The sequence below is a fragment of the Chromobacterium sp. LK1 genome (assembly GCF_001043555.1).
Taxonomy (GTDB): Bacteria; Pseudomonadota; Gammaproteobacteria; order Burkholderiales; family Chromobacteriaceae; genus Chromobacterium; species Chromobacterium aquaticum.
Genome location: NZ_LDUI01000063.1, coordinates 1 through 20,987, shown reverse-complemented (window position 1 = coordinate 20,987; position 20,987 = coordinate 1). Strand labels below are relative to the sequence as shown.

The 20,987-nt window shown below is 61.9% G+C and carries 23 protein-coding genes; 11 read left to right on the top strand and 12 right to left on the bottom strand.

Annotated features, from left to right (window positions below; all coding sequences use genetic code 11):
• Window positions 1–164: 164 nt before the first annotated feature.
• The 11 genes from VI26_RS22335 to VI26_RS22285 form a co-directional block, all read right to left on the bottom strand.
• A complete protein-coding gene (locus VI26_RS22335) occupies window positions 165–710 on the bottom strand; it encodes a glutathione peroxidase (protein WP_048411959.1) in 546 nt (181 codons plus the stop codon).
• A 108-nt stretch (window positions 711–818) separates the two neighbouring features.
• Entirely contained in the window at window positions 819–1,181 is a 363-nt protein-coding gene (gene trxA, locus VI26_RS22330; protein ID WP_048411958.1) for a thioredoxin, read from the bottom strand.
• 139 nt (window positions 1,182–1,320) lie between these two features.
• A complete protein-coding gene (gene gltS / locus VI26_RS22325; RefSeq protein WP_048411957.1) occupies window positions 1,321–2,523 on the bottom strand; it encodes a sodium/glutamate symporter in 1,203 nt (400 codons plus the stop codon).
• Window positions 2,524–2,673: 150 nt separating this feature from the next.
• The gene (locus VI26_RS22320; protein ID WP_048411956.1) at window positions 2,674–3,618 is read right to left on the bottom strand and encodes a class I SAM-dependent methyltransferase; all 945 of its coding nucleotides are present in this window, start codon (window positions 3,616–3,618) and stop codon (window positions 2,674–2,676) included.
• 95 nt (window positions 3,619–3,713) lie between these two features.
• A complete protein-coding gene (gene coaD, locus VI26_RS22315) occupies window positions 3,714–4,238 on the bottom strand; it encodes a pantetheine-phosphate adenylyltransferase (RefSeq protein ID WP_048411955.1) in 525 nt (174 codons plus the stop codon).
• Between the two features lie 179 nt (window positions 4,239–4,417).
• Window positions 4,418–5,389: a peptide ABC transporter ATP-binding protein gene (locus VI26_RS22310; RefSeq protein WP_048411954.1), complete on the bottom strand. Its 972-nt coding sequence runs from the start codon at window positions 5,387–5,389 to the stop codon at window positions 4,418–4,420.
• Window positions 5,386–6,360: an ABC transporter ATP-binding protein gene (locus VI26_RS22305; protein WP_048411953.1), complete on the bottom strand. Its 975-nt coding sequence runs from the start codon at window positions 6,358–6,360 to the stop codon at window positions 5,386–5,388. Before VI26_RS22305 ends, VI26_RS22310 begins: the two co-directional genes overlap by 4 nt.
• Window positions 6,361–6,370: 10 nt before the next feature.
• Window positions 6,371–7,285, bottom strand: coding sequence for an ABC transporter permease subunit (locus VI26_RS22300; protein ID WP_048411952.1), 915 nt, complete (start codon window positions 7,283–7,285; stop codon window positions 6,371–6,373).
• A 19-nt stretch (window positions 7,286–7,304) separates the two neighbouring features.
• A complete protein-coding gene (locus tag VI26_RS22295; protein ID WP_048411951.1) occupies window positions 7,305–8,333 on the bottom strand; it encodes an ABC transporter permease subunit in 1,029 nt (342 codons plus the stop codon).
• A gap of 557 nt (window positions 8,334–8,890) precedes the next feature.
• Window positions 8,891–10,489 (bottom strand): ABC transporter substrate-binding protein, encoded by a 1,599-nt coding sequence (locus VI26_RS22290; protein WP_048411950.1) that lies wholly within the window; start codon window positions 10,487–10,489, stop codon window positions 8,891–8,893.
• Between the two features lie 162 nt (window positions 10,490–10,651).
• A complete protein-coding gene (locus tag VI26_RS22285; protein WP_048411949.1) occupies window positions 10,652–11,773 on the bottom strand; it encodes a beta-ketoacyl-ACP synthase III in 1,122 nt (373 codons plus the stop codon).
• 551 nt (window positions 11,774–12,324) lie between these two features.
• Here VI26_RS22285 and iscR point away from each other — a divergent pair.
• The 8 genes from iscR to iscX all read left to right on the top strand — a co-directional run bounded on the left by iscR (window position 12,325) and on the right by iscX (window position 18,096).
• Window positions 12,325–12,813: a Fe-S cluster assembly transcriptional regulator IscR gene (gene iscR / locus VI26_RS22280; RefSeq protein ID WP_048411948.1), complete on the top strand. Its 489-nt coding sequence runs from the start codon at window positions 12,325–12,327 to the stop codon at window positions 12,811–12,813.
• Window positions 12,814–12,843: 30 nt separating this feature from the next.
• Entirely contained in the window at window positions 12,844–14,061 is a 1,218-nt protein-coding gene (locus VI26_RS22275; protein WP_048411947.1) for an IscS subfamily cysteine desulfurase, read from the top strand.
• 61 nt (window positions 14,062–14,122) lie between these two features.
• On the top strand, window positions 14,123–14,506 hold the full coding sequence (gene iscU, locus VI26_RS22270; RefSeq protein ID WP_048411946.1) for a Fe-S cluster assembly scaffold IscU: 384 nt from the start codon (window positions 14,123–14,125) through the stop codon (window positions 14,504–14,506).
• Between the two features lie 17 nt (window positions 14,507–14,523).
• The gene (iscA, locus tag VI26_RS22265; RefSeq protein WP_048411945.1) at window positions 14,524–14,847 is read left to right on the top strand and encodes an iron-sulfur cluster assembly protein IscA; all 324 of its coding nucleotides are present in this window, start codon (window positions 14,524–14,526) and stop codon (window positions 14,845–14,847) included.
• Window positions 14,848–14,915: 68 nt separating this feature from the next.
• Window positions 14,916–15,449, top strand: a complete 534-nt coding sequence (hscB, locus tag VI26_RS22260; RefSeq protein WP_048411944.1) for a Fe-S protein assembly co-chaperone HscB — start codon at window positions 14,916–14,918, stop codon at window positions 15,447–15,449.
• A gap of 95 nt (window positions 15,450–15,544) precedes the next feature.
• Window positions 15,545–17,407, top strand: a complete 1,863-nt coding sequence (gene hscA / locus VI26_RS22255) for a Fe-S protein assembly chaperone HscA (RefSeq protein WP_048411943.1) — start codon at window positions 15,545–15,547, stop codon at window positions 17,405–17,407.
• Between the two features lie 9 nt (window positions 17,408–17,416).
• Window positions 17,417–17,758, top strand: a complete 342-nt coding sequence (gene fdx / locus VI26_RS22250; protein ID WP_048411942.1) for an ISC system 2Fe-2S type ferredoxin — start codon at window positions 17,417–17,419, stop codon at window positions 17,756–17,758.
• 143 nt (window positions 17,759–17,901) lie between these two features.
• Window positions 17,902–18,096 (top strand): Fe-S cluster assembly protein IscX, encoded by a 195-nt coding sequence (iscX, locus tag VI26_RS22245; protein WP_048411941.1) that lies wholly within the window; start codon window positions 17,902–17,904, stop codon window positions 18,094–18,096.
• Between the two features lie 64 nt (window positions 18,097–18,160).
• On the opposite strand, the gene VI26_RS22240 is transcribed toward iscX, so the two are convergent.
• Window positions 18,161–19,153, bottom strand: coding sequence for a hypothetical protein (locus VI26_RS22240; RefSeq protein ID WP_156184003.1), 993 nt, complete (start codon window positions 19,151–19,153; stop codon window positions 18,161–18,163).
• Between the two features lie 178 nt (window positions 19,154–19,331).
• Here VI26_RS22240 and VI26_RS22235 point away from each other — a divergent pair, with 178 nt between their 5' ends.
• The 3 genes from VI26_RS22235 to VI26_RS22225 form a co-directional block, all read left to right on the top strand.
• Complete coding sequence (locus tag VI26_RS22235; RefSeq protein ID WP_048411939.1) at window positions 19,332–19,967, top strand: glutathione S-transferase family protein; 636 nt, start codon at window positions 19,332–19,334, stop codon at window positions 19,965–19,967.
• Between the two features lie 92 nt (window positions 19,968–20,059).
• Window positions 20,060–20,680, top strand: coding sequence for a uridine kinase (gene udk / locus VI26_RS22230; RefSeq protein ID WP_048411938.1), 621 nt, complete (start codon window positions 20,060–20,062; stop codon window positions 20,678–20,680).
• Between the two features lie 71 nt (window positions 20,681–20,751).
• Window positions 20,752–20,987: hypothetical protein (locus VI26_RS22225; protein ID WP_048411937.1), on the top strand; the 236-nt coding region annotated here is incomplete at its 3' end.

Sequence of the window (20,987 nt, the reverse complement as noted above, 5' to 3'; positions counted from 1 at the left end):
CTTTCACCACAAAAACCGCAATAAAACCGGCCCATGCGCCCTAAGCCATTGATACGGCGACGGATATCCACCGAGGGTATTTGATAATACCCCGTCACCCCCGCAAAAGACCAAACAAAACGGGCCGGAGATAGACTCCGGCCCGTGCTGAAATCCGCGTTTACTCAGTTTTTCGTGCTCACTTCCGGCTTCAGGAAGGGGAGGAAGGCCTTGACCACCTCGGGATCGTCCGGCTTGGTGCGCGTGCCTATGCTGATCACCTTGCTGGCCCCTGGCAGGATCAGGTATTTGTGGAAGTTCCAGGTCGGCGCGTCGTCGGTGGCCTGGATCAGCCCCTTGAAAAAGGGCTGCGCGTCCTTGCCGCGCACATGCCCCTTGCTCGCCATCGGGAAGGTCACGCCGTAATTGGCTTCACAGTAGGCGCCGATCTCGCTGTTGCTGTCCAACTCCTGGAAGAAGTCATTGCTGGGGAAACCCACCACCATCAGGCCTCGCGCGCCATAGTCCTGGTACAGCGCTTGCAGTTGCTTGAATTGCGGGGTGAATCCGCAGTGACTGGCGGTATTGACGACCAGCAGCGGGCGATCGGCATAGTCGCACAGCTTGATCTCGCCCCCCATCAGACCCGGCACGGTGTAGTTCAGCAGAGCTGGACACGCCGCCATGGCCGCCTGGCCGCAAAACATCAAGAGTATGCCCAATCTTTTCATCTCGCCCTCCTCGGCTTCGTCATGCTTGATGGCCACATAAGATAATAAGGCAATGCCTAGGACATTGCCTTATCTATTGTCGCCGCTTCCGCCTCCTGGCGGCTGCTGTCATTCCTGCTGGCTGGCGATATCGGCCCGTACCTTGTCCATGTCGAGCTCACGCAGCCCCTGGATCAATTGCTCGAACTGCGCCGCCATCATCGCGCCGGCCTGGTTGAACACCATGATGCCGTCCTTGATCGCGATCAGCGTCGGGATGGAACGGATATTGAAGTGTGCCGCCAGGTCGCGCTCGTCTTCGGTATTGATCTTGCCGAACACGATGTCGGCGTGTTTTTCCGATGCGGCTTCAAAGGTGGGGCCGAACATTTTGCACGGTCCGCACCACGGCGCCCAGAAATCCAGGATGACCAGGCCTTCCTCTTTCATATTGGCGTTGAAGTTGTCGGCATTGAGGTTGATGTAAGCCATAAGTTGTCCTTCGCTGTCTGGAGCGCCCGCCACCGGCGGGCTGTTGCAGCAAAGATAGGTATGCAACTGCGGCATTGCAAGACTGTCGCCTGGTTGAATTTATCAATCCCGCCAATAGCGACGGCCTTGCTCCACAAGCTCAGCCAATAAAGGGCAGGGCCAGATATAGCTTGATCACGATGGCGTTGACGATGTCGATGAAGAAGGCCCCGACCATGGGCACCACCAGGAAAGCCAGATGCGATGGGCCGAAGCGCTCGGTCACCGCCTGCATATTGGCAATGGCGGTGGGCGTGGCTCCGAGACCGAAACCACAATGGCCAGCGGCCAATACCGCAGCATCGTAATTACGCCCCATCACCCGGAAGGTAATGAAGATCGCGTACAGCGCCATCGCAGCGGTCTGCGCCAGCAGCAGCACAAAGATGGGCAGCGCCAACGCCGCCAGGTCCCACAAGCGCAGCGACATCAGCGCCAGCGCCAGGAATAGCGACAGGCTGACATTGCCGAGCACCGACACTTCTCGCTCGAAGATCTGGTACCAGCCTAGTGCCGCCAAGCCATTGCTGATCAGCACGCCAACGAACAATACGCAAACGAAAGTGGGCAGTTCCAGCGGCGTGCCCTTGAGCAGGCCGCCGATGAAAGTGCCGCCCAGCAGGCAGACGGCGATCAGCGCCAGGGTTTCGATGAAGGAGTGCGGCGTGATCAATCGCTGGGCATCCGGCTGTTCGAAAGCCAGCGGCGGATCGTCGGCATTGTGCTCGGCGCCCGGGGTTTTGACTTTCTTGACCAGGAAGCGCGCCACCGGGCCACCGATCAAGCCGCCCAGCACCAGGCCGAAGGTGGCGCAGGCCAGCGCCAATTCCGACGCCGAGGCCAGTCCGTATTTGGAAGTAAAGGTGCCGCCCCAGGCGGCGCCGGTGCCATGACCGCCGGACAAGGTGATGGAGCCGGCCAGCAAGCCCATCAACGGATCCAGGCCCAGCAGGCTGGCCAAGGCGATGCCAAGGGTGTTCTGCACCAGCAGCAGGCCGACCACCACCGCCAGGAAGACTCCGACGGTCTTGCCGCCCTGACGCAGGCTTTTCAGATTGGCGTTGAGGCCGATGGAGGCGAAGAAGGCCAGCATCAACGGAGTTTGCAGCGAGGCATCGAAGCGGACTTCGCTGCCGGTGAATTGACGGAACAGCAGCAACAGCGCCGCGATCAGCAGGCCGCCGACCACCGGCTCGGGGATATTATAGGTGCGCAGTAGAGCGACATGCGCCACCAGTTTGCGCCCGAGCAGCAATACCAGCGACGCGGCCACCAAGGTGCCGTAGAAATCGAGTTGGATCATCGGGTCTCCATATTATTGATGAGCGAAGGCACGCGCTTGATTCAGACTAGCATGCGTCAAAATCTTGTCGCGCCCTGCAATACGATAGGAAACCCGGCGATAAAGTTCGGCCTCTAATTAACAGAAGCCTTATATATAGGATTGGAAACGCTAGCTGCGCTGAATCTGCCAACACTGGTGGATGGCGCGGTTGCGGAAGTCGTCCGGCACCGATTGCGCGCTGATGTCGCGGATCACGTAGTCTTCGGCCAATCTCTCGTCCAACTTGAAGCTGCGCAGATTATTGGAAAAGTACAAGGTGCCGCCCGGCGCCAGCAGCGCCATCGCGTAATCGATCAGCCAGACATGGTCGCGCTGCACGTCCAGGATGTCGCGCATCTTCTTGGAGTTGGAGAAGGTGGGCGGGTCCATCACGATCAGGTCGAACTGCTTGCCGCCATCCACCGCGTCTTCCAGGTACTGGAACACGTCGGCGCGCACCAATTGATGCCGGGCCAGGTCCAGGCCGTTGAGTTCGAAGTTGCGGCGCGACCAATCCTGATAGGTATTGGACATGTCCACCGTCTCCGAACTGGCCGCGCCGCCGCAGGCGGCATAGACGGTGAAGCTGCCGGTATAGGCGAACAGATTGAGAAAGCGCTTGCCGGCGGCCTCTTCCCGCACCCGCTTGCGGGTATTGCGGTGGTCCAGGAACAGACCGGTGTCCAGGTAAGCGTCCAGATTGACGATGAAGCGCTGGCCGAATTCATTAATGATGAAATCGTCGCCCAATTGCCCCACTTTCTCATACTGGCTGACGCCCTTCTGGCGGCGGCGGTTCTTCAGCGTCACCGCTGCCGGCGCCGCGCCGGTCACAGCGCACAGGCTGTCCACCACCGCGTTGATCCAGTCGCGGTAGGCGTCGTCTTCCATCTCCCAGCCGGTATCGTATTCCTGCAAATGAACACGCTCGCCGTACAGGTCCACCGCGAACGGGAACTGCGGCACATCCTTGTCGTAGACGCGCCAGGCATCCAAGCCCTGGCGGCGCGCCCATTTGGCGTGGTGCTTGTAGTTCTTGGCCAGGCGATTGGCGAATGGGCTGACATCCAGCATGGGTCCTCGATTTCAACGGTGGAGTGACGAAAAACAAACGCGCCGCTGACTGCAGGCGGCGCGCTGACGAATGTCCGATTCTATTACAAGCACCGCTATTCGGACGAATACATCTCGATCAGCTTGCGGTAAACCGGCTCCGGCAGGTACTGGCGAATCACGCTCTCCCAGCCGCGCGGTCCCACCAGGCCCTTGACCATCGTCGACGACACCTCGGCGTATTCGCGCGGCGGCAGCAGGAAGATGGTGGTGATGTCCGGGTGCAGGTCGGAGTTGATATAGCGCATGGTGCGCTCGTACTCATAGTCGCTGGCGGTGCGGATGCCGCGGATGATGTAGTTGGCGCCTATGCTCTGCGCATAGTTGACCAGAAACTGATTCTCGAACACATCCACGCGCAGCTTGCTGAAACCGCCGGTAACCGAACGCAGCAAGCCCACCCTTTCCTCGACGCTGAAGGTACAGTGTTTTTCCGGGTTCACTCCGACCGCCACGATCAATTCGTCAAACAGTTCCACCGCTTCGCGAATCATCCAGAGATGACCATTGGTCACCGGGTCAAAGCTGCCCGCATACACGGCTCGCTTCAATTCTCGTTTTCCTTTGACTGTGTGTGCCATGGCGAATGTATCGTGGTCGTTGGGGGTGGGTAAAGCAATTTTTGTGCGTTGCGCAAAATGTTTTGCCTCTGTCGCGACTATCCACGGCAGAATCTGTCCATTCCTCTGATTATCGACAATGCCGCGCCAAAAAAAAGCAGAGCCGCTAACGCGACTCCGCTGGCTGGGCCACAATAGGCTCAGACGTTGATTTCTTCCGCCCGGTGGCAGGCAATCATGCGCTGATCCAGCTCGCGCAACTCCGGCACCTCCTGCATGCAGCGTTCCTGCGCATGCGGGCAGCGCTTGTGGAAGGCGCAACCGCTAGGCGGCTTCAGCGGGCTGGGCAATTCGCCCTCGATCTTGATCTTGATGCGGCGCTGTTCCGGATGGATGGATGGCGTCGCCGACAGCAGCGCCTGGGTATAGGGATGCAGCGGTCGCTCGTAAACGCGGTTCTTTTCTCCCACCTCCACCGCGCGCCCCAGATACATCACCATCAGGTCGTCGGCCACATGTTCAACCACCGACAGATTGTGGGAAATGAACACATAGGCGGTCTTGAACTCGTCCTGCAGATCCATGAACAGATTGAGCACCTGGGCCTGGATCGACACGTCCAGCGCCGAGGTCGGCTCATCGGCCACCACGATTCTGGGATTCAGCATCATCGCGCGGGCGATGGCGATGCGCTGGCGCTGGCCGCCGGAGAACATGTGCGGATAACGGAAGTAGTGCTCCGGCCGCAGGCCGACGCGCTGCATCATGCCGCGCACTTTCTCCTCGCGCTCCCTGGCGCTCAAGGCGGTATTGATCTGCAGGGGCTCGGCCAGCTGGCTGCCTATCTTCTGACGCGGGTTCAGCGAGGCGTAGGGGTTCTGGAACACCATCTGCACCTTGGTGCGCATCGCCTTCAGCTCGGCCTTGCCGGCGGTTGCCGCGTCCTGGCCATCCAATAACAACGAACCGGAAGTCGGCGCCTCGATCAGCGTCAACTGCCGCGCCAGCGTGCTCTTGCCGCAACCGGATTCGCCGACCACCGCCAGCGTCTTGCCGGCCTGCAGTTCGAAGGAAACGCCATTGAGCGCCTTGACTTGCGCCGAAGGCTTGAGAAAGCCCTGCGACACATCGTAATAACGGGTCAGATCCCGCGCTTGCAGTACGGTGCTCATTTCGCCTCCTGATCCGGCAATGGGTAGTGGCAGCGCACGACGCCGCCTTCCACGGGGGTCAATCCCGGACGCTGGGTCCGGCAGTTGTCCTTGACATAGGGACAACGCGGCGACAACAGGCAGCCGCTGGGGCGGTCGTACTGTCCCGGCACGATGCCGGGCAAGGTGTTGAGGCGATGCGCGCCTTTGCTGTGCTCCGGAATCGACGACAGCAGCGCCTCGGTATACGGATGGGCCGGATGATTGAACACGCCGGGCACCGCGCCCATCTCCGCCACCTGGCCGGCGTACATCACCGCCAGCCGGTGCGCCACCTCGGCCACCACCGCCAGATCGTGAGTGATCATGATCAGCGCCATGTTCTGGCTCTTCTGCAAGGACACCAGCAGTTCCATGATCTGGGCCTGGATGGTCACGTCCAAGGCCGTGGTCGGCTCGTCCGCGATCAAGAGCTTGGGATTACAGGCGATGGCCATCGCGATCACCACGCGCTGACTCATGCCGCCGGACAACTGATGCGGATAGGCGTCCAGCCGCGAGGCCGGCGCCGGAATCTCCACCAGTTCCATCAATTCCAGCGCGCGCCGCTTCAACGCCGCGCCGCGCAGGCCCTGATGCAGCTTCAGCACTTCCATGATCTGGTAGCCGACGGTGTAGCTGGGATTCAGCGAGGTCATCGGGTCCTGGAAGATCATCGCGATGTCCTTGCCGACGATCTTGCGGCGCTCGCGCGCGGAAATGGTCAGCAGGTTCTTGCCGTCGAAGCTCAGTTCATCGGCAACGATGCGGCCCTGGCCTTCCAGCAGCCCCATCATCGCCATCATGGTGACCGACTTGCCGGAGCCGGACTCGCCGACGATGCCGACGATCTCGCCCTGGTCCACAGTCAGATCCAGCCCTTCCACCGCGCGGAAGGGATTCTTTTCCGAACCAAACTCCACCGAGAGGTTCTTGATTTGCAGCAAACTCATGTCTATCCCCTCAAGCGGCGCGCTTCAGTTTCGGGTCCAGCGCGTCGCGCAGCCCGTCGCCCATCAGATTGATGGCGAGTACCGACAGCAGAATGGTCAGGCCGGGCAGCGTCACCACCCACCAGGCGCTTTCTATGTAATCGCGGGCCGAGGCCAGCATGGTGCCCCATTCCGGGGTCGGCGGCTGCACGCCCAGGCCGAGGAAGCCCAGCGCGGCGATTTCCAGGATGGCCGAGGAGAAACTCATGGTCGCGTGCACGATCAGCGGCGCCATGCAGTTGGGCAGCACGGTGACGAACATCAGCCGCGGCAGGCCGGCGCCGGCCACGCGCGAGGCGGTCACATAGTCGCGGTTCAACTCGGTCATCGCCGATGCGCGGGTCAAGCGCACATAGGCGGGCAAGGCCACGGTGGCGATGGCTATCATCGCGTTCATCAGACCCGGCCCGAGAATGGCCATGATGGCCACCGCCAGCAGCAAGGAGGGCAAGGCCATCATGATGTCCATCAAGCGCATGATCGCGCTGCCCAGCGCCTTGGGAAAGAAGGCGGCCAACAGGCCGAGCACCACGCCCGGCAGCAAGGCCATCACCACCGAGCACAGGCCGATGAACAGCGATAGCCGCGCGCCGTGGATCAGTCGCGACAGGATGTCGCGGCCCAATTCGTCGGTGCCGAACAGGAATTGCATAGAGCCGCCATCCACCCAGGCCGGCGGCGTCAGCAGATGATCGCGGTATTGCTCGATCGGGCTATAGGGGGCCACCAGCGGCGCCAGCAGCGCACAGGTGGTGACGATCAGCATGAAGATCAGGCCGGCCACCGCGCCCTTGTTGTGGGAAAAGCCCTGCCAGAACTCCTTCAGCGGCGAGGGGTAGGCCAACGCCAGATCCTGGCCGGCGTTGGCTTGCGTATTCTGAGTCATAAGATCCACCTACTAGCTGTTACTTGGCGTGACGGATGCGCGGATTGGCGATGCCGTACAGGATGTCGACGACGAAGTTGGTGACGATCACCATCGTGGCCACCATCAGGATGCCGTTCTGCACCACCGGATAATCGCGGCGGCTGATGGCGTCGATCAGCCATTTGCCTATGCCCGGCCAGGAGAAGATGGTTTCGGTCAAGACCGCGCCGCCCATCAGCGTGCCCACTTGCAAGCCGATCACGGTCAGCACCGGGATCAGCGCGTTGCGCAGGGTATGGATGAAGATCACCCGCGCCGGCGACAAGCCCTTGGCGCGCGCGGTGCGTACATAGTCCTCGCGCAGCACTTCCAGCATCGACGAGCGCGTCATCCGCGCGATCACCGCCAGCGGGATGGTGCCCAGCACGATGGCGGGCAGAATCAAATGCATCAGCGCGTTCTTGAAGGCGCCGGCATTGGCTTCCGGATCGGCGGCTTCCGCCAGCCAGGAATCAATCAGCATGAAGCCGGTTTGCGGATGGATGTCGAAACTCAGGTCAACGCGGCCGGACACCGGGGTCCAGCCCAGCTTGACCGAGAAGAACATGATCAGGATCAGGCCCCACCAGAAGATGGGCATGGAAAAACCGGTGAGCGAGATGCCCATCACGCCGTGATCGAACAGCGAACCGCGCTTGATCGCGGCGATGACGCCGGCCAGCAGGCCCAGCACGGTGGCGAAGATCAGCGCGGCGATGGCCAGTTCCAGCGTGGCCGGGAACAGGGTCTTGAACTCGGTCCAGACCCCGGTCTTGGTGACCAGCGATTCGCCCAGGTCGCCATGCAGCAGATTGACCACGTAATCGAGGTACTGAGCATACAGCGGCTTGTCCAGGCCGAGGCGGTGCAGGGCCTCGGCGTGCATTTGCGGGTCGAGCGCGCGCTCGCCCACCATCACCTCGACCGGATCCCCCGGGATCATGCGGATCAGGCCGAAAGTCAGCAGCGTGATGCCAAAGAAGGTGGGCACCAACAGGCCCAGCCTTCGCAGAATAAAGGAAAACATGAGAACTTCTCCCTTGCGCCGGCCCCGATGGGCGACTGGGCGCAATACTCAACTTTGAGACCCAGGGCTGACGACGCCATGACGATGCAACGGCGCGCGACGACCCTATTGCGTTTTGGGAGACGTTACCGGGGATAAACGGAGAAGAAGCAAGGAAAACAGCAGGAAGAGCGCCGAAGCGATGGCATGCAACTGAACCACCCACCCACATCAGCTGCGCCACCGCTACGGCAAGTGCAAGATAGCACTCGTCGCCGCAGATGAGCTTGACCCAGGTCAAGCCGGACGCACAGCCTCTCCACGCTGTGACTGACTACCCTCTGAAGACCACCCTGTAGACGTTCCACCGCCATCGGGCCCGCCGCCTCTGCGTGCGGCTGGAAACCCAAGGCTTGTAATGGCTAATAGAACCCAGTTTCTGCGCTGAGGCAAGACGCGCCGGCGCCGGCCGCGACGCGGCAGGCGGGACAGGCCCGCATCAGGAGTTCCATTCGCCGAACTTAGTCAAAACATCGGGGGCTAAGCCCCCGATGTCGCTGCTTGCATGAGGGGGCGGCTTACTTGACGCTGACACCGTAGAAGGAGTTCAGGCCAAACGGGCTGACCTTGAAGCCTTGCACCGATTTCAGCATCGGCTGATTCACGGTGGAGTGGGCGATCGTGGTCATCGGCACTTGCTGTTTGACGATTTCCTGAGCCTTCATGTACAGCTTGGTGCGCTCCGCCACATTGGAAGTGCGCTTGCCTTTCTGGATCAGGTCCTCAAACGGCTTGTAGCACCACTTGGAGAAGTTGTTGCCGTTCATCGCGTCGCAGCCGAACAGCACGCCCAGCCAGTTGTCCGGGTCGCCGTTGTCGCCAGTCCAGCCGATCAGCATGGAATCATGCTCGCCCGCCTTGGCGCGCTTGATGTACTCGCCCCATTCGTAGGAGGTGATCTTGGCCTTGACGCCGATCTTGGCCCAGTCCGCCTGCACCATTTCCGCCATCAGCTTGGCGTTGGGGTTGTACGGACGCTGCACCGGCATCGCCCACAGGCTCAGCTCGAAGCCGTTGGGATAACCGGCCTTGGCCAGCAAGGCCTTGGCCTTGGCGGCATCGTAGGGCACGTCCTTCAGGCTCTTGTTATACGACCATTGGGTCGGCGGCATCGGGTTGGTGGCCGGCTGGCCGGCGCCTTGGTACACCGCGTCGATGATGGCTTTCTTGTTGATCGCCATATCCAGCGCCTGGCGCACTTCCAGCTTTTCCAGCGGCTTGTGCTTGACGTTGTAGGCCAGGTAGCCCAGGTTGAAGCCCGGCTGGGCAATCACCGCCAGCTTGGAATCGGCCTTCATCGCCGCGATATCGGTCGGCCGCGGATTGACGGTGATCTGACACTCGCCGGCCTTCAGTTTTTGATAACGCACCGAGGCGTCGGTGGTGATGGCGAACACCAGATTGTCCACTTTCGCGCCATCCGCCTTGTTCCAGTAATCCTTGTTGGCGGCGAAGCGGATCTGCGCGTCTTTCTGGTAGCGCTTGAAGATGAACGGGCCGGTGCCCACCGGCTGCTGATTGATCAGCTGCGGCTTGCCGGCCTTGAGCAGCTTGTCGGCGTACTCGGCGGACTGCACCGAGGCGAAGCTCATCGCCAGGTTTTGCAGGAAGGCCGCGTCCAGGCTCTTCAGCGTGAACTTGACAGTATTGGCGTCCACCTTCTCGACCTTGACGATATTGGTGTCCAGGCCCATGTCGGTGAAATACGGGAATTCGGTCGGGTAGGCTTTGCGGAACGGATGGTTCTTGTCGATCATGCGGCTGAAGGTGAACACCACGTCATCTGCGTTGAACTCGCGGCTGGGCTTGAAATAGTCGGTAGTCTGGAACTTCACGCCCTTGCGCAGATGGAAGGTGTAGCTCAGGCCATCGGCGGCCACGTCCCATTTCTCGGCCAGCGCCGGCACAACCTTGGTGCCGCCGCGCTGGAATTGCACCAGGCGGTTGAATACGGTTTCGGCGGACGCGTCGAAGTCGGTGCCGGTAGTGTATTGACCCGGATCGAAACCGGCCGGGCTGCCTTCCGAGCAGTACACCAGAGTGCCGGCGGCCTGGGCCGACATCGCGGCCCCCGCGATCAGGCCGGCTGCCAACAGCGCTTTCTTGACAGTTTTCATAATTATTTCCTTTCCCTTGTACAGACTCGTAGGTCTTGCTTTATCGGTGGGTTCAATGCCCGCCATGGGGGGATACATTATGCAGAGAGGACGCTTTTGACAAGCGTCCTCTGCTTTTTTCTGCCAAGCGCCCTTCGCGCTAGGACTATTTTTACCGACTTATCAGATTTTCCTCAGCACAACACTGCCCACCGAATAGCCCGCGCCGAAAGAAGAGATGACACCGACATCGCCACTGCGCAGGTCGTCAGAATGCAGATGGAATGCGATGATCGAACCGGCGGAACTGGTGTTGGCATAGCGGTCCAGGATCACCGGCGCCTCGACATCGCCGGCCTCGCGGCCGAGCACGCGCCGGGCGATCAGCTGGTTCATCGCCAGATTGGCCTGGTGCAGCCAGAAACGCGCCACCTCGGCCGGCGCGATGCCCAGGCCGTCCAGGTGCGCGGCGATATGCTCGCCCACCATCGGACACACTTCCTTGAATACCTTGCGGCCCTGCTGCACGAACAGCTTGTCCGCTTGGCCGATGCCGCTCTCGTCGCAACGATTGAGAAACCCGAAATTATTGCGGATGTTATTGGAGAACACCGTGGCCAGCTTGCTGCCCAACACCTCGTAACGCTGCGCCGAACTGGCCGCATCGGCCCGCTCCAGCACCACCGCGGTACAGGCGTCACCAAAAATGAAGTGGCTGTCGCGGTCGCGGAAATTCAGGTGGGCGGAACAGATTTCCGGGTTCACCATCAGCACCGCGCGCGCCTGGCCGCTGGCGATGGCGTTGACCGCGGTCTGAATGCCGAAGGTGGCCGACGAGCAGGCCACATTCATGTCGAAGGCGTAGCCATCGATGCCCAGCGCCTGCTGCACCTCGATCGACACCGCCGGATACGGCCGCTGCATATTGGAGCAGGCGACGATGACCATATCGATGTCGGCGGCGCTGCTGCCGGCGCGCTCCAGCGCCTGGCGCGCTGCGGCCACCGCCATTTCCGCCTGAATCGACAACTCGTCGTTGCCGCGCTCCGGCAGATGCGGCGCCATTCTGGCCGGGTCCAATACTCCGGACTTATCCATCAGAAAGCGTTGCTTGATGCCGGAAGCCTTTTCGATGAACTCGGCGCTGGATTCGGCCAGCGCTTCCATTTCACCGGCGGCGATGCGTGCCGCGTGCTGCTGATTGTGAGCCTGCACGAACGCGTTGAACGTTGTGACCAGTTCCTGATTGCTGACCGCGTGCGGCGGCGTGAACAAGCCGGTTCCGCTGATGACGACCTTGTGCATGAATTGTCCTTTTAGCCCCCGTGAGCCGGGTAAGAACCGCCAAGCAAATCTCGGATCCCGCGTTGCGCCGACTGTTCGCGTCGGAGCCCCTTGTCACAGGAGCGCGGTGAGACTTTGTTAGCGGCTTAATCTTAAGTGTAATAATTATGTGGCGACTCCAGCTGCGCCGGCCGCGCTGCCGCGGCCGCAAAACGCGCCCTGTCGCGGTCTGCCCATAGGCAAACCATTCCGTCGCCGGATTCTACACCAAGCCCTTCATCTGAAAGTAATAAAAGCGCAAACCCCGCCACCAGCGCCGTTGCGGCGGATTCGCCGCCATGGAGCGCGTCCGGCCGCCGTCCCTGAAGGCCATATGCAGCGGCTCCCGCAGCGCAAGCCAGTACCCCAATCCGCAAAAACCGAGTAAAATGATCGGCTTTGCGCGACGCCGCCTCCGCGGTGCCCGCCTTGACCAGCGTCAATAATACTTGACTAAAACAGTCGGATATTAGGTATAATCGTCTGCATCAGGAATTCATCCCTCCAAAACCCCACTCTTGGAGACCAGAGACATGCGTTTAACCACTAAAGGCCGCTTTGCCGTCACCGCGATGCTGGACCTGGCCTTGCGCGAAAGCGGCGGCCCGGTCACGCTGGCCGGCATCAGCGAGCGCCAAGGCATCTCGCTCTCCTACCTGGAACAATTATTCGGCAAACTGCGCCGCGCCGAACTGGTGGACAGCGTACGCGGCCCCGGCGGCGGCTATACCCTGGCCAAAACGACAATAGATATTTCCGTGGCCGACATCATCACGGCCGTGGACGAACCGGTGGACGCCACCCAGTGCGGCGGCCGCGAGAACTGTCGCGGCAATCAGCGCTGCATGACCCACGATTTGTGGACCAATCTGAACGTCACCATTTTTGACTACCTGTCCAAGGTCAGCCTCGCCAGCCTGGTGGAGCAGCAAAAAGCCAAGGACGGCAAAGAAAACACTGTATTGCAGGATAAGCGCGAATGCAGCGTGGTTCACGCTTCTGCCGCCTCCGGCGCCCTGTAGGCGCGGACCCCTCTTCTGTGGAGAACATAAATGAGCCAGCTCAAGCTACCTATCTACCTCGACTACTCGGCCACCACGCCGGTAGACCCGCGCGTTGCCGCCAAGATGATTCCCTTTCTGTGCGAACAATTCGGCAACCCGGCCTCTCGCAGCCACAGCTTCGGCTGGGACGCGGAGGAAGCGGTGGAGAACGCGCGCGCTGAAGTGGCCAAGCTGATCAACGCCGATGCCAAGGAAATCGTGTGGACCTCCGGCGCCACCGAATCCGACAACCTGGCGATCAAGGGCGCCGCCCATTTCTACAAGAGCAAGGGCAAGCACCTGATCACGGTCAAGACCGAGCACAAGGCGGTGCTGGACACCATGCGCGAGCTGGAACGCCAGGGCTTCGAAGTGACCTACCTCGGCGTGAAGGACGACGGCCTGCTGGATATCGAAGAGTTCAAGGCCGCGATCCGCCCGGACACCATCGTCGCCTCGGTAATGTTCGTCAACAATGAAATCGGCGTGGTGCAGGACATCGAGCAATTGGGCGAAATCTGCCGCGCCAAGGGCGTGATCTTCCACGTCGACGCCACCCAGGCCCCGGGCAAGGTGGTCATCGACATGGAAAAGCAGAAAGTGGACCTGTTGAGCCTGTCCGCCCACAAGGTATACGGCCCCAAGGGCATCGGCGCCCTGTACGTGCGCCGCAAGCCGCGCGTGCGCCTGGAAGCGCAGATGCACGGCGGCGGCCATGAGCGCGGCTTCCGCTCCGGCACCCTGGCCACTCACCAGATCGTCGGCATGGGCGAAGCCTTCCGCATCGCCCGCGAAGAGATGGACAGCGAGCGCGAACGCATCCGCATGCTGCGCGACCGCCTCTGGAACGGCATCAAGAACATGGAAGAGGTTTACATCAACGGCGACATCGACCAACGCGTGCCGCACAACCTCAATGTCAGCTTCAACTTCGTCGAGGGCGAAAGCCTGATCATGGCGATCAAGGAACTGGCCGTGTCCAGCGGTTCGGCTTGTACCTCGGCTTCGCTGGAGCCGTCCTACGTGCTGCGCGCGCTGGGCCGCAACGACGAAATGGCGCACAGCTCGATCCGCTTCACGCTGGGCCGCTTCACCACCGAGGAAGAAATCGACTTCGCGGTGAATCTGCTAAACCAAAAGATCGGCAAGCTGCGCGAACTGTCTCCGTTGTGGGAAATGTTCAAGGACGGCGTGGATCTGAATTCGGTTCAATGGGCCGCCCACTAAGGGCGACGGCAATATCCAGCGCCGAGCCGGCCTTGCCGGCGCGGCACTGAAGGAGATAATCATGGCATACAGCGACAAGGTAATGGATCACTACGAAAACCCGCGCAACGTGGGCTCTTTCGAAAAAGGCGACGACAGCGTGGGCACCGGCATGGTGGGCGCGCCGGCCTGTGGCGATGTGATGAAGCTGCAAATCAAGGTGGGCGAGGACGGCGTGATTCAGGACGCCAAGTTCAAGACTTATGGCTGCGGTTCCGCCATCGCCTCTTCCTCGCTGGTGACCGAGTGGGTCAAGGGCAAATCGCTGGACGAAGCGCTGGACATCAAGAACACCGCCATCGCCGAGGAGCTAGCGCTGCCGCCGGTGAAGATTCACTGCTCCATCCTGGCCGAGGACGCGATCAAGGCCGCGGTCAACGACTACAAGCAGAAGCACGGCAAATAATTCAGCGGGGACACATCATGGCTATCACGCTTTCCGAACGCGCCGCCGCGCACGTCAGCGCCTTCATCGCCAAACGCGGCAAGGGCCTGGGCATCCGCTTGGGCGTCAAGACCTCCGGCTGCTCCGGCATGGCCTATAAGCTGGAGTTCGTCGACGCGGCCAGCGATGACGACGTGACCTTTGAAAGCCATGGCGTCACCGTGTTCACCGATGCCAAGAGTCTGGCCTATATCGACGGCACCGAGCTGGATTACGCCAAGGAAGGTTTGAACGAGGGTTTTCAGTTCAACAATCCCAACGTCAAGAACGAATGCGGTTGCGGCGAAAGCTTCAACGTCTGATCCCGATGGGCGGGACGCGCCAACGCGCGCCCCGCTCCACTGCACGCTAAGCTTTCCGGCCTTCCCCTATGAGCACCGACTTCAGCCAAGACTTCTTCTCCCTGTTCGACCTGCCGCGCCGCTTCGCCATCGATAGCCAGGCGCTGGAACAAGCCTGGCGCACCGCGGCGGCCCAGGTCCATCCCGACCGCTACGCCAGCGGCAGCGACGCCGACAAGCGCAGCGCGCTGATGCAGGCGACCCGGGTGAATGAAGCCTACCAAACGCTGAAGTCGCCGCTGAACCGCGCCCGTTATCTGCTGACCCTCGCCGGTGTCGACACTCAGGAAGACACCAATACCCAGATGCCCACCGACTTCCTGATGGCGCAGATGGAGTGGCGCGAGAACATCGAAGCCGCTCGCGATGCCGACGATCTGGCGACGCTGGAAACGCTGTCGCGCCAACTGCGCGCCCAGAGCCGCGAACATCAGGCCGAGCTCGAGCAAGCGCTGGATCAGCGCTCGGATTTGGACGCGGCGGCGCTTCTGGTGCGAAAATTGCGGTTTTTGCAAAAGCTGGACCAGGAAATCGGCGATGCGATCGAGGGCTTGCTCGGCTGAGTCCACGGCCGCCGCCCGCGCCGCTCCCCGTGAGCCGGCGCCGCGCCGGACCTTGCCGCTGCCAGCGGCTCACCTCCTACTGACTTGAACTGAATATGGCCTTACTGCAAATCGCCGAACCCGGACTCTCCGCCGCTCCGCACCAACACCGACTCGCCGTCGGGATAGACCTGGGCACCACCAATTCGCTGGTGGCCTCGGTGCGTAGCGGCTCCGCCTCCGTGCTCAAGGACGAGCACGGCCGCAGCCTCTTGCCCTCGGTGGTGCGCTATGCCGACGAAGGTCATGTCAGCGTCGGCTACGAAGCCCAGAAAGAGCAGAACAAGGACCCGCACAACACCATCGTCTCGGTGAAGCGCTTCATGGGTCGCGGCCTGGCCGACCTGCCCGATGCCGGCAACCTGCCCTACCGCTTCGTCGACGCCCCCGGCATGCTGCAGTTGGTCACCCGCGGCGGGGTCAAGAGCCCGGTCGAGATCTCTGCCGACATTCTGCGCACGCTGAAGCAGCGCGCCGAAGCCAGCCTGGGCGGCGATCTAACCGGCGCGGTGATCACGGTGCCGGCCTATTTCGACGACGCCCAGCGCCAGGCCACCAAGGACGCCGCGCGCCTGGCCGGGCTGAACGTGCTACGCCTGCTGAACGAACCCACCGCCGCCGCCATCGCCTACGGGCTGGACAACGGCAGCGAAGGGACTTACATCGTCTACGACCTGGGCGGCGGCACCTTCGACGTATCGATTCTCAAGCTCAGCCGCGGCGTGTTCGAAGTACTGGCCACCAGCGGCGACTCCGCGCTGGGCGGCGACGATTTCGATCACCGCGTCTACTGCTGGGTGCTGGAGCAAGCCGGCCTCTCCGGGCTTGGCGCCCAGGACACCCGCTTGCTGCTGACCCGCGCCCGCGAGGCCAAGGAAGCGCTGACCGAGCACGCGGAAACTCAGATCACCGCCTTGCTGTCCGACGGGCTGACGCTGGATCTGACGCTGGACCAGGAAACCTTCCGCCGCATCAGCAAGAACCTGGTGGACAAGACCCTGCTGCCGGTGCGCAAGGCATTGCGCGACGCCGATGTCGCGCCGGAAGACGTCAAGGGCGTGGTGATGGTGGGCGGCGCCACCCGCATGCCGCAAGTGCAAAAAGCCGTCGGCGACTTTTTCGGCCAGCCGCCGCTGACCAATCTGGACCCGGACAAGGTCGTCGCGCTGGGCGCGGCGATCCAGGCCAATGTGTTGGCCGGCAACAAGGGCGATGAGGAATGGCTGCTGCTGGACGTGATTCCGCTGTCGCTGGGCATTGAAACCATGGGCGGACTGACCGAGAAGATCATTCCACGCAACAGCACCATTCCAGTGGCGCGCGCCCAGGATTTCACCACCTTCAAGGACGGCCAGACCGCGATGTCCATCCACGTGCTGCAAGGCGAGCGCGAACTGGTGAGCGATTGCCGCTCACTGGCCCAGTTCACCTTGCGCGGCATTCCGCCGATGGTGGCCGGCGCCGCGCGCATCCGCATCACCTTCCAGGTGGACGCCGATGGCCTGCTGGAAGTGTCCGCCCGCGAACAGACCTCCGGCGTGGAAGCCCGCATCGAGGTCAAGCCCTCTTATGGCCTCAGCGACGAGGAAATCAGCCGCATGCTGACCGAGTCCATGAGCCATGTGCATGAAGACATCGAGGCGCGAAAACTGCGCGAGGCCATCGTCGACGCCACCAGCCTCAGCGAGGCCTGTCGCGCGGCGCTGGCGGCCGATGGCGATCTGCTGGACGCCGATGAGCGCGCCACGCTGGATCAAGCGCTGGCCGTGGTCGATGCCGCCATCGCCGCGGCCCAGACCGCGCGCGATGTCAATGAAGCCAGCGGCCGCCTAAACCGCGCCTCCGAAGAATTCGCCTCGCGGCGCATGGATCGCAATATCCGGCGCGCGCTCAAAGGCCACAATATTTCTGATTTGTAAGGATCCGCCATGCCGCGAATCATCGTACTGCCCCACGCCGACCTCTGCCCTGAAGGCGCGGTCATCGACAACGCCGAAGCTGGCCAAAGCATCTGCCAGGTCTTGCTGGACCACGATATCGAACTGGAACACGCCTGCGAGATGTCCTGTGCCTGCACCACCTGCCATTGCATCGTGCGCGAGGGCGGCAACTCCCTGAACGAAGCCGACGAGCTGGAAGAAGACCTGCTGGACAAGGCCTGGGGGCTGGAAGCCCAATCCCGGCTGTCCTGCCAGGCGATTGTCGCGGAAGAGGATTTGGTGATAGAAATCCCCCGTTACACCATCAACCACGCCCGCGAACACCATTGAGTTTTCCTTCTCAAGCGCACTGCCTTTGTCGCCGTCGCCTTGCCGTGCCATAGCACTGTCTGCGGCTTGGCTTCGCGGCATCGCCGCTTGATAAGAAAAATCAAACTCAAGAGACAGCAATTCAGGCTCAGGAGAAACACAAGATGAAATGGACCGACGTGCTGGACATCGCCATCGAACTGGCGGAAACCCATCCGGAGATCGACCCCAAAACCGTGCGCTTCGTCGATCTGCACAACTGGGTGGTCACGCTGCCGGACTTCGACGATGATCACAGCCGCGGCGGCGAACGCGTGCTGGAAGCGATACAGCAAGCCTGGATCGACGAAGTGGAATAAACAGGCCAAGACCATTTGCCTGATACGGAAAGCCGCCGCCCCCGGGGCGCGGCTTTTTGTTCGCCTAACGCACCGCCTGGCCGCTGCTCCAGGCCTGGCGCAAGGCACGACCGCAAACCGCCGATTGCAGATAGGGCTTGTCCGTCGCCGAACGGGACAGCCAGCCGGCGTGCGCCTCGCGCGCCAGCACGCCGTAATGGGCTTTATCCCGGCTGATCCATGGATAGAAGCCGAAAGCGCCCGGACTGCTGAACGCGCCGTCGCCGCTGCCGGGATCGTCTTCCACCCAGTGGCCTATCGAATAATGCCAAACCTCGTTTTCCGGTATCGGGCTCTGCAGCGCCTGCCGCGGGCAGGCGCGTGGATTGGCGCATACCGCGTGCGCGCCCAGCAAGGCATGGATGGCAAGCCGCCCCGCGATGATGGCCTGCAGGAAACGGGCATAATCGCCGGCGCTGCCCACGCCGCCGCCTGCAGGCTGCGGCTGCGCATAGCCGAAGCCCCAGTCGGCGCCCATCACCGATAAGCCGTTGCGGACTTCAACCGCCAACGCCTCATTGCCATCCTCGCCCAGCCCCATTTCCAGCGCATGCCGCTGCATATGCCCGCCGTTGTAGAAAAAACGGCCATCCCCCGCCGCATCCGGCCGCCCATAGTCATTGATGCGGCTATTCATGCAGCTGGCCACTGTCTGCCAGGCGCCGCAGCCGCGCAGCCCGGTATAGGCGCTGCGAAAACTCAGCAAACGGATATCGGACTCGCTCAAGCGGCCCTGGCGCCGCTGCGCGACATAGGCGGCGTAAATCCACTTGGAGGCGGAAGCGAGCGCCAGCCGTGTCTGCCGCCCCGGCGCGCCCGCGCCGACGGCACCGCTGGCCAGTAATCCGCCGCCATCGCCGATTTCCCAGTAAAACGGCCGCGCGGCGCGGCAAGCCTCCGCCCGCTCGGCCGTGGCCTGCGTCGCGGCGGCGCGCTCCGCCTGCGTCGGCGGCTGCGCCGCAACCATGGCAGCCAGCCCGAAAGCCATCGCGCCCAGCCAGATTTCCATGCCCCTCATCGCCCGCCTCCGTTTTCCCTCCGCGCCGATCCTCGCCGGCGGCCGCCACAGCTCAGTGTAGTCGACGCCGCGCACAAGCTTTGATATCCGCATAGGAAAACCCAGGCCGATGGCGGTATCATCGGGTTCAGGCTGCGACAGCCCGTCGGCAGCCTCCCCAACCGAACGGAGTCACTGGATGTTCACCCTCATCATCGGCAATAAAAACTACTCATCCTGGTCCTTGCGCCCCTGGCTGGTGCTGAAAATGCTGGACGAGCCGTTTGAAGAGCAGCAGATCGATCTCTACCTGTCCGACACCAAGGCGCGCATCCTGGCCGCCAATCCGGCCGGCAAGGTGCCGGTGCTGATAGACCGCAAGCTGCGGGTCTGGGATTCGCTGGCGATCTGCGAATACCTGGCGGAATGCTTTCCCGCCGCCAAGCTATGGCCGGACGACGCCGGACTGCGCGCGGTCGCCCGCTCCATCGTCGCCGAAATCCATTCCGGCTTCTCCGCGCTACGCGAACACCTGGCGATGAATCTGACGCTGCGCCACATCAATTACCAGAGCACGCCAGCGGTGGAATTCGACATCGCCCGCATCATCTCGCTGTGGGAAGAGCATCTGCCGCGTCACCAGGCAGACGGCGAATTCATCTTCGGCGGCTTCAGCATCGTTGATGCCTTCTTCGCTCCCATCGCCACCCGCTTCCACACTTACAACGTCAAATTGCCAGAACAATCGCAGGCTTATGTCGACCGCCTGCTGGCTTTGCCGGCGATGCGGGAGTGGTATCGCGCCGCTCAGGCGGAAGGTCAGCGCGCTTCATAACGGATAATGTCGCAATTAGAGTGGAAGGACGCGCCATAACTCATTAGAATGGCGCGTTTTTTTATATTTTTTACGCGTAGAAGGATAGTTTCATGACCACCCCGTTCATCATCGGCGTTGCAGGCGGCAGCGGCAGCGGCAAAACCACGGTGACCAACCAAGTTCTGGAAACCATTGGCTCCGAGATGGCGGCTGTGATCATTCAAGACTTTTACTACCGCGACCAGAGCCATCTGACCTTCGAACAGCGCCTGGCGACCAACTACGACCACCCGCAGGCTTTCGACTGGCCGCTGCTGATCGAGCACATCGATGATCTGCGCAATGGCCGCGCCATCGAAATGCCGGTCTACGACTTCGCCAACCACACCCGCGCCGAGGAAACCATCACCGTGCAGCCGGCGCCGGTCATCGTCATCGAAGGCCTGTTCCCGCTGTACGACGCCGCGTTGCGCGACATGATGTCCTTGAAGATCTTCGTCGACACCGATTCCGACGTGCGCTTCATCCGCCGTCTCAAGCGCGACATCACCGAGCGCGGCCGCACCACCGACAGCGTGATCGAGCAATACCTGACCACGGTGCGCCCGATGCACAACCAGTTCATCGAGCCGACCAAGCGCTTCGCCGACGTGATCCTGCCGCACGGCGCCAACGATCCGGCGGTGGACATCATCACCACCAAGGTGGCGAGCCTGATGGTACATAATTGATTCACGCGGCGGCATCCACGCCGCCGTCTTCCGCCCGCTCTTCCAGCGGGCGCCACGCACAGGAGCATTCCATGCATACGATCAAACCGCGCAACCCACACGCTTGCGCGCCCATCATGAAAAAAGGTGGCGCCCACGCGCGCAGCCGCTCCGGACAGCGCCAAGCCGGACGCCAGGCCATGCTGGCCGAACTGGATCTGGAGCTGGATCTGAATTGGCACGAGGCGGACGCCTACCCGCCGCAGCCGCAAGCCGCGGCCGACGACGAGCCGGCGGTTTTTGGCGACGTGAATAACAAAGAGCCGCG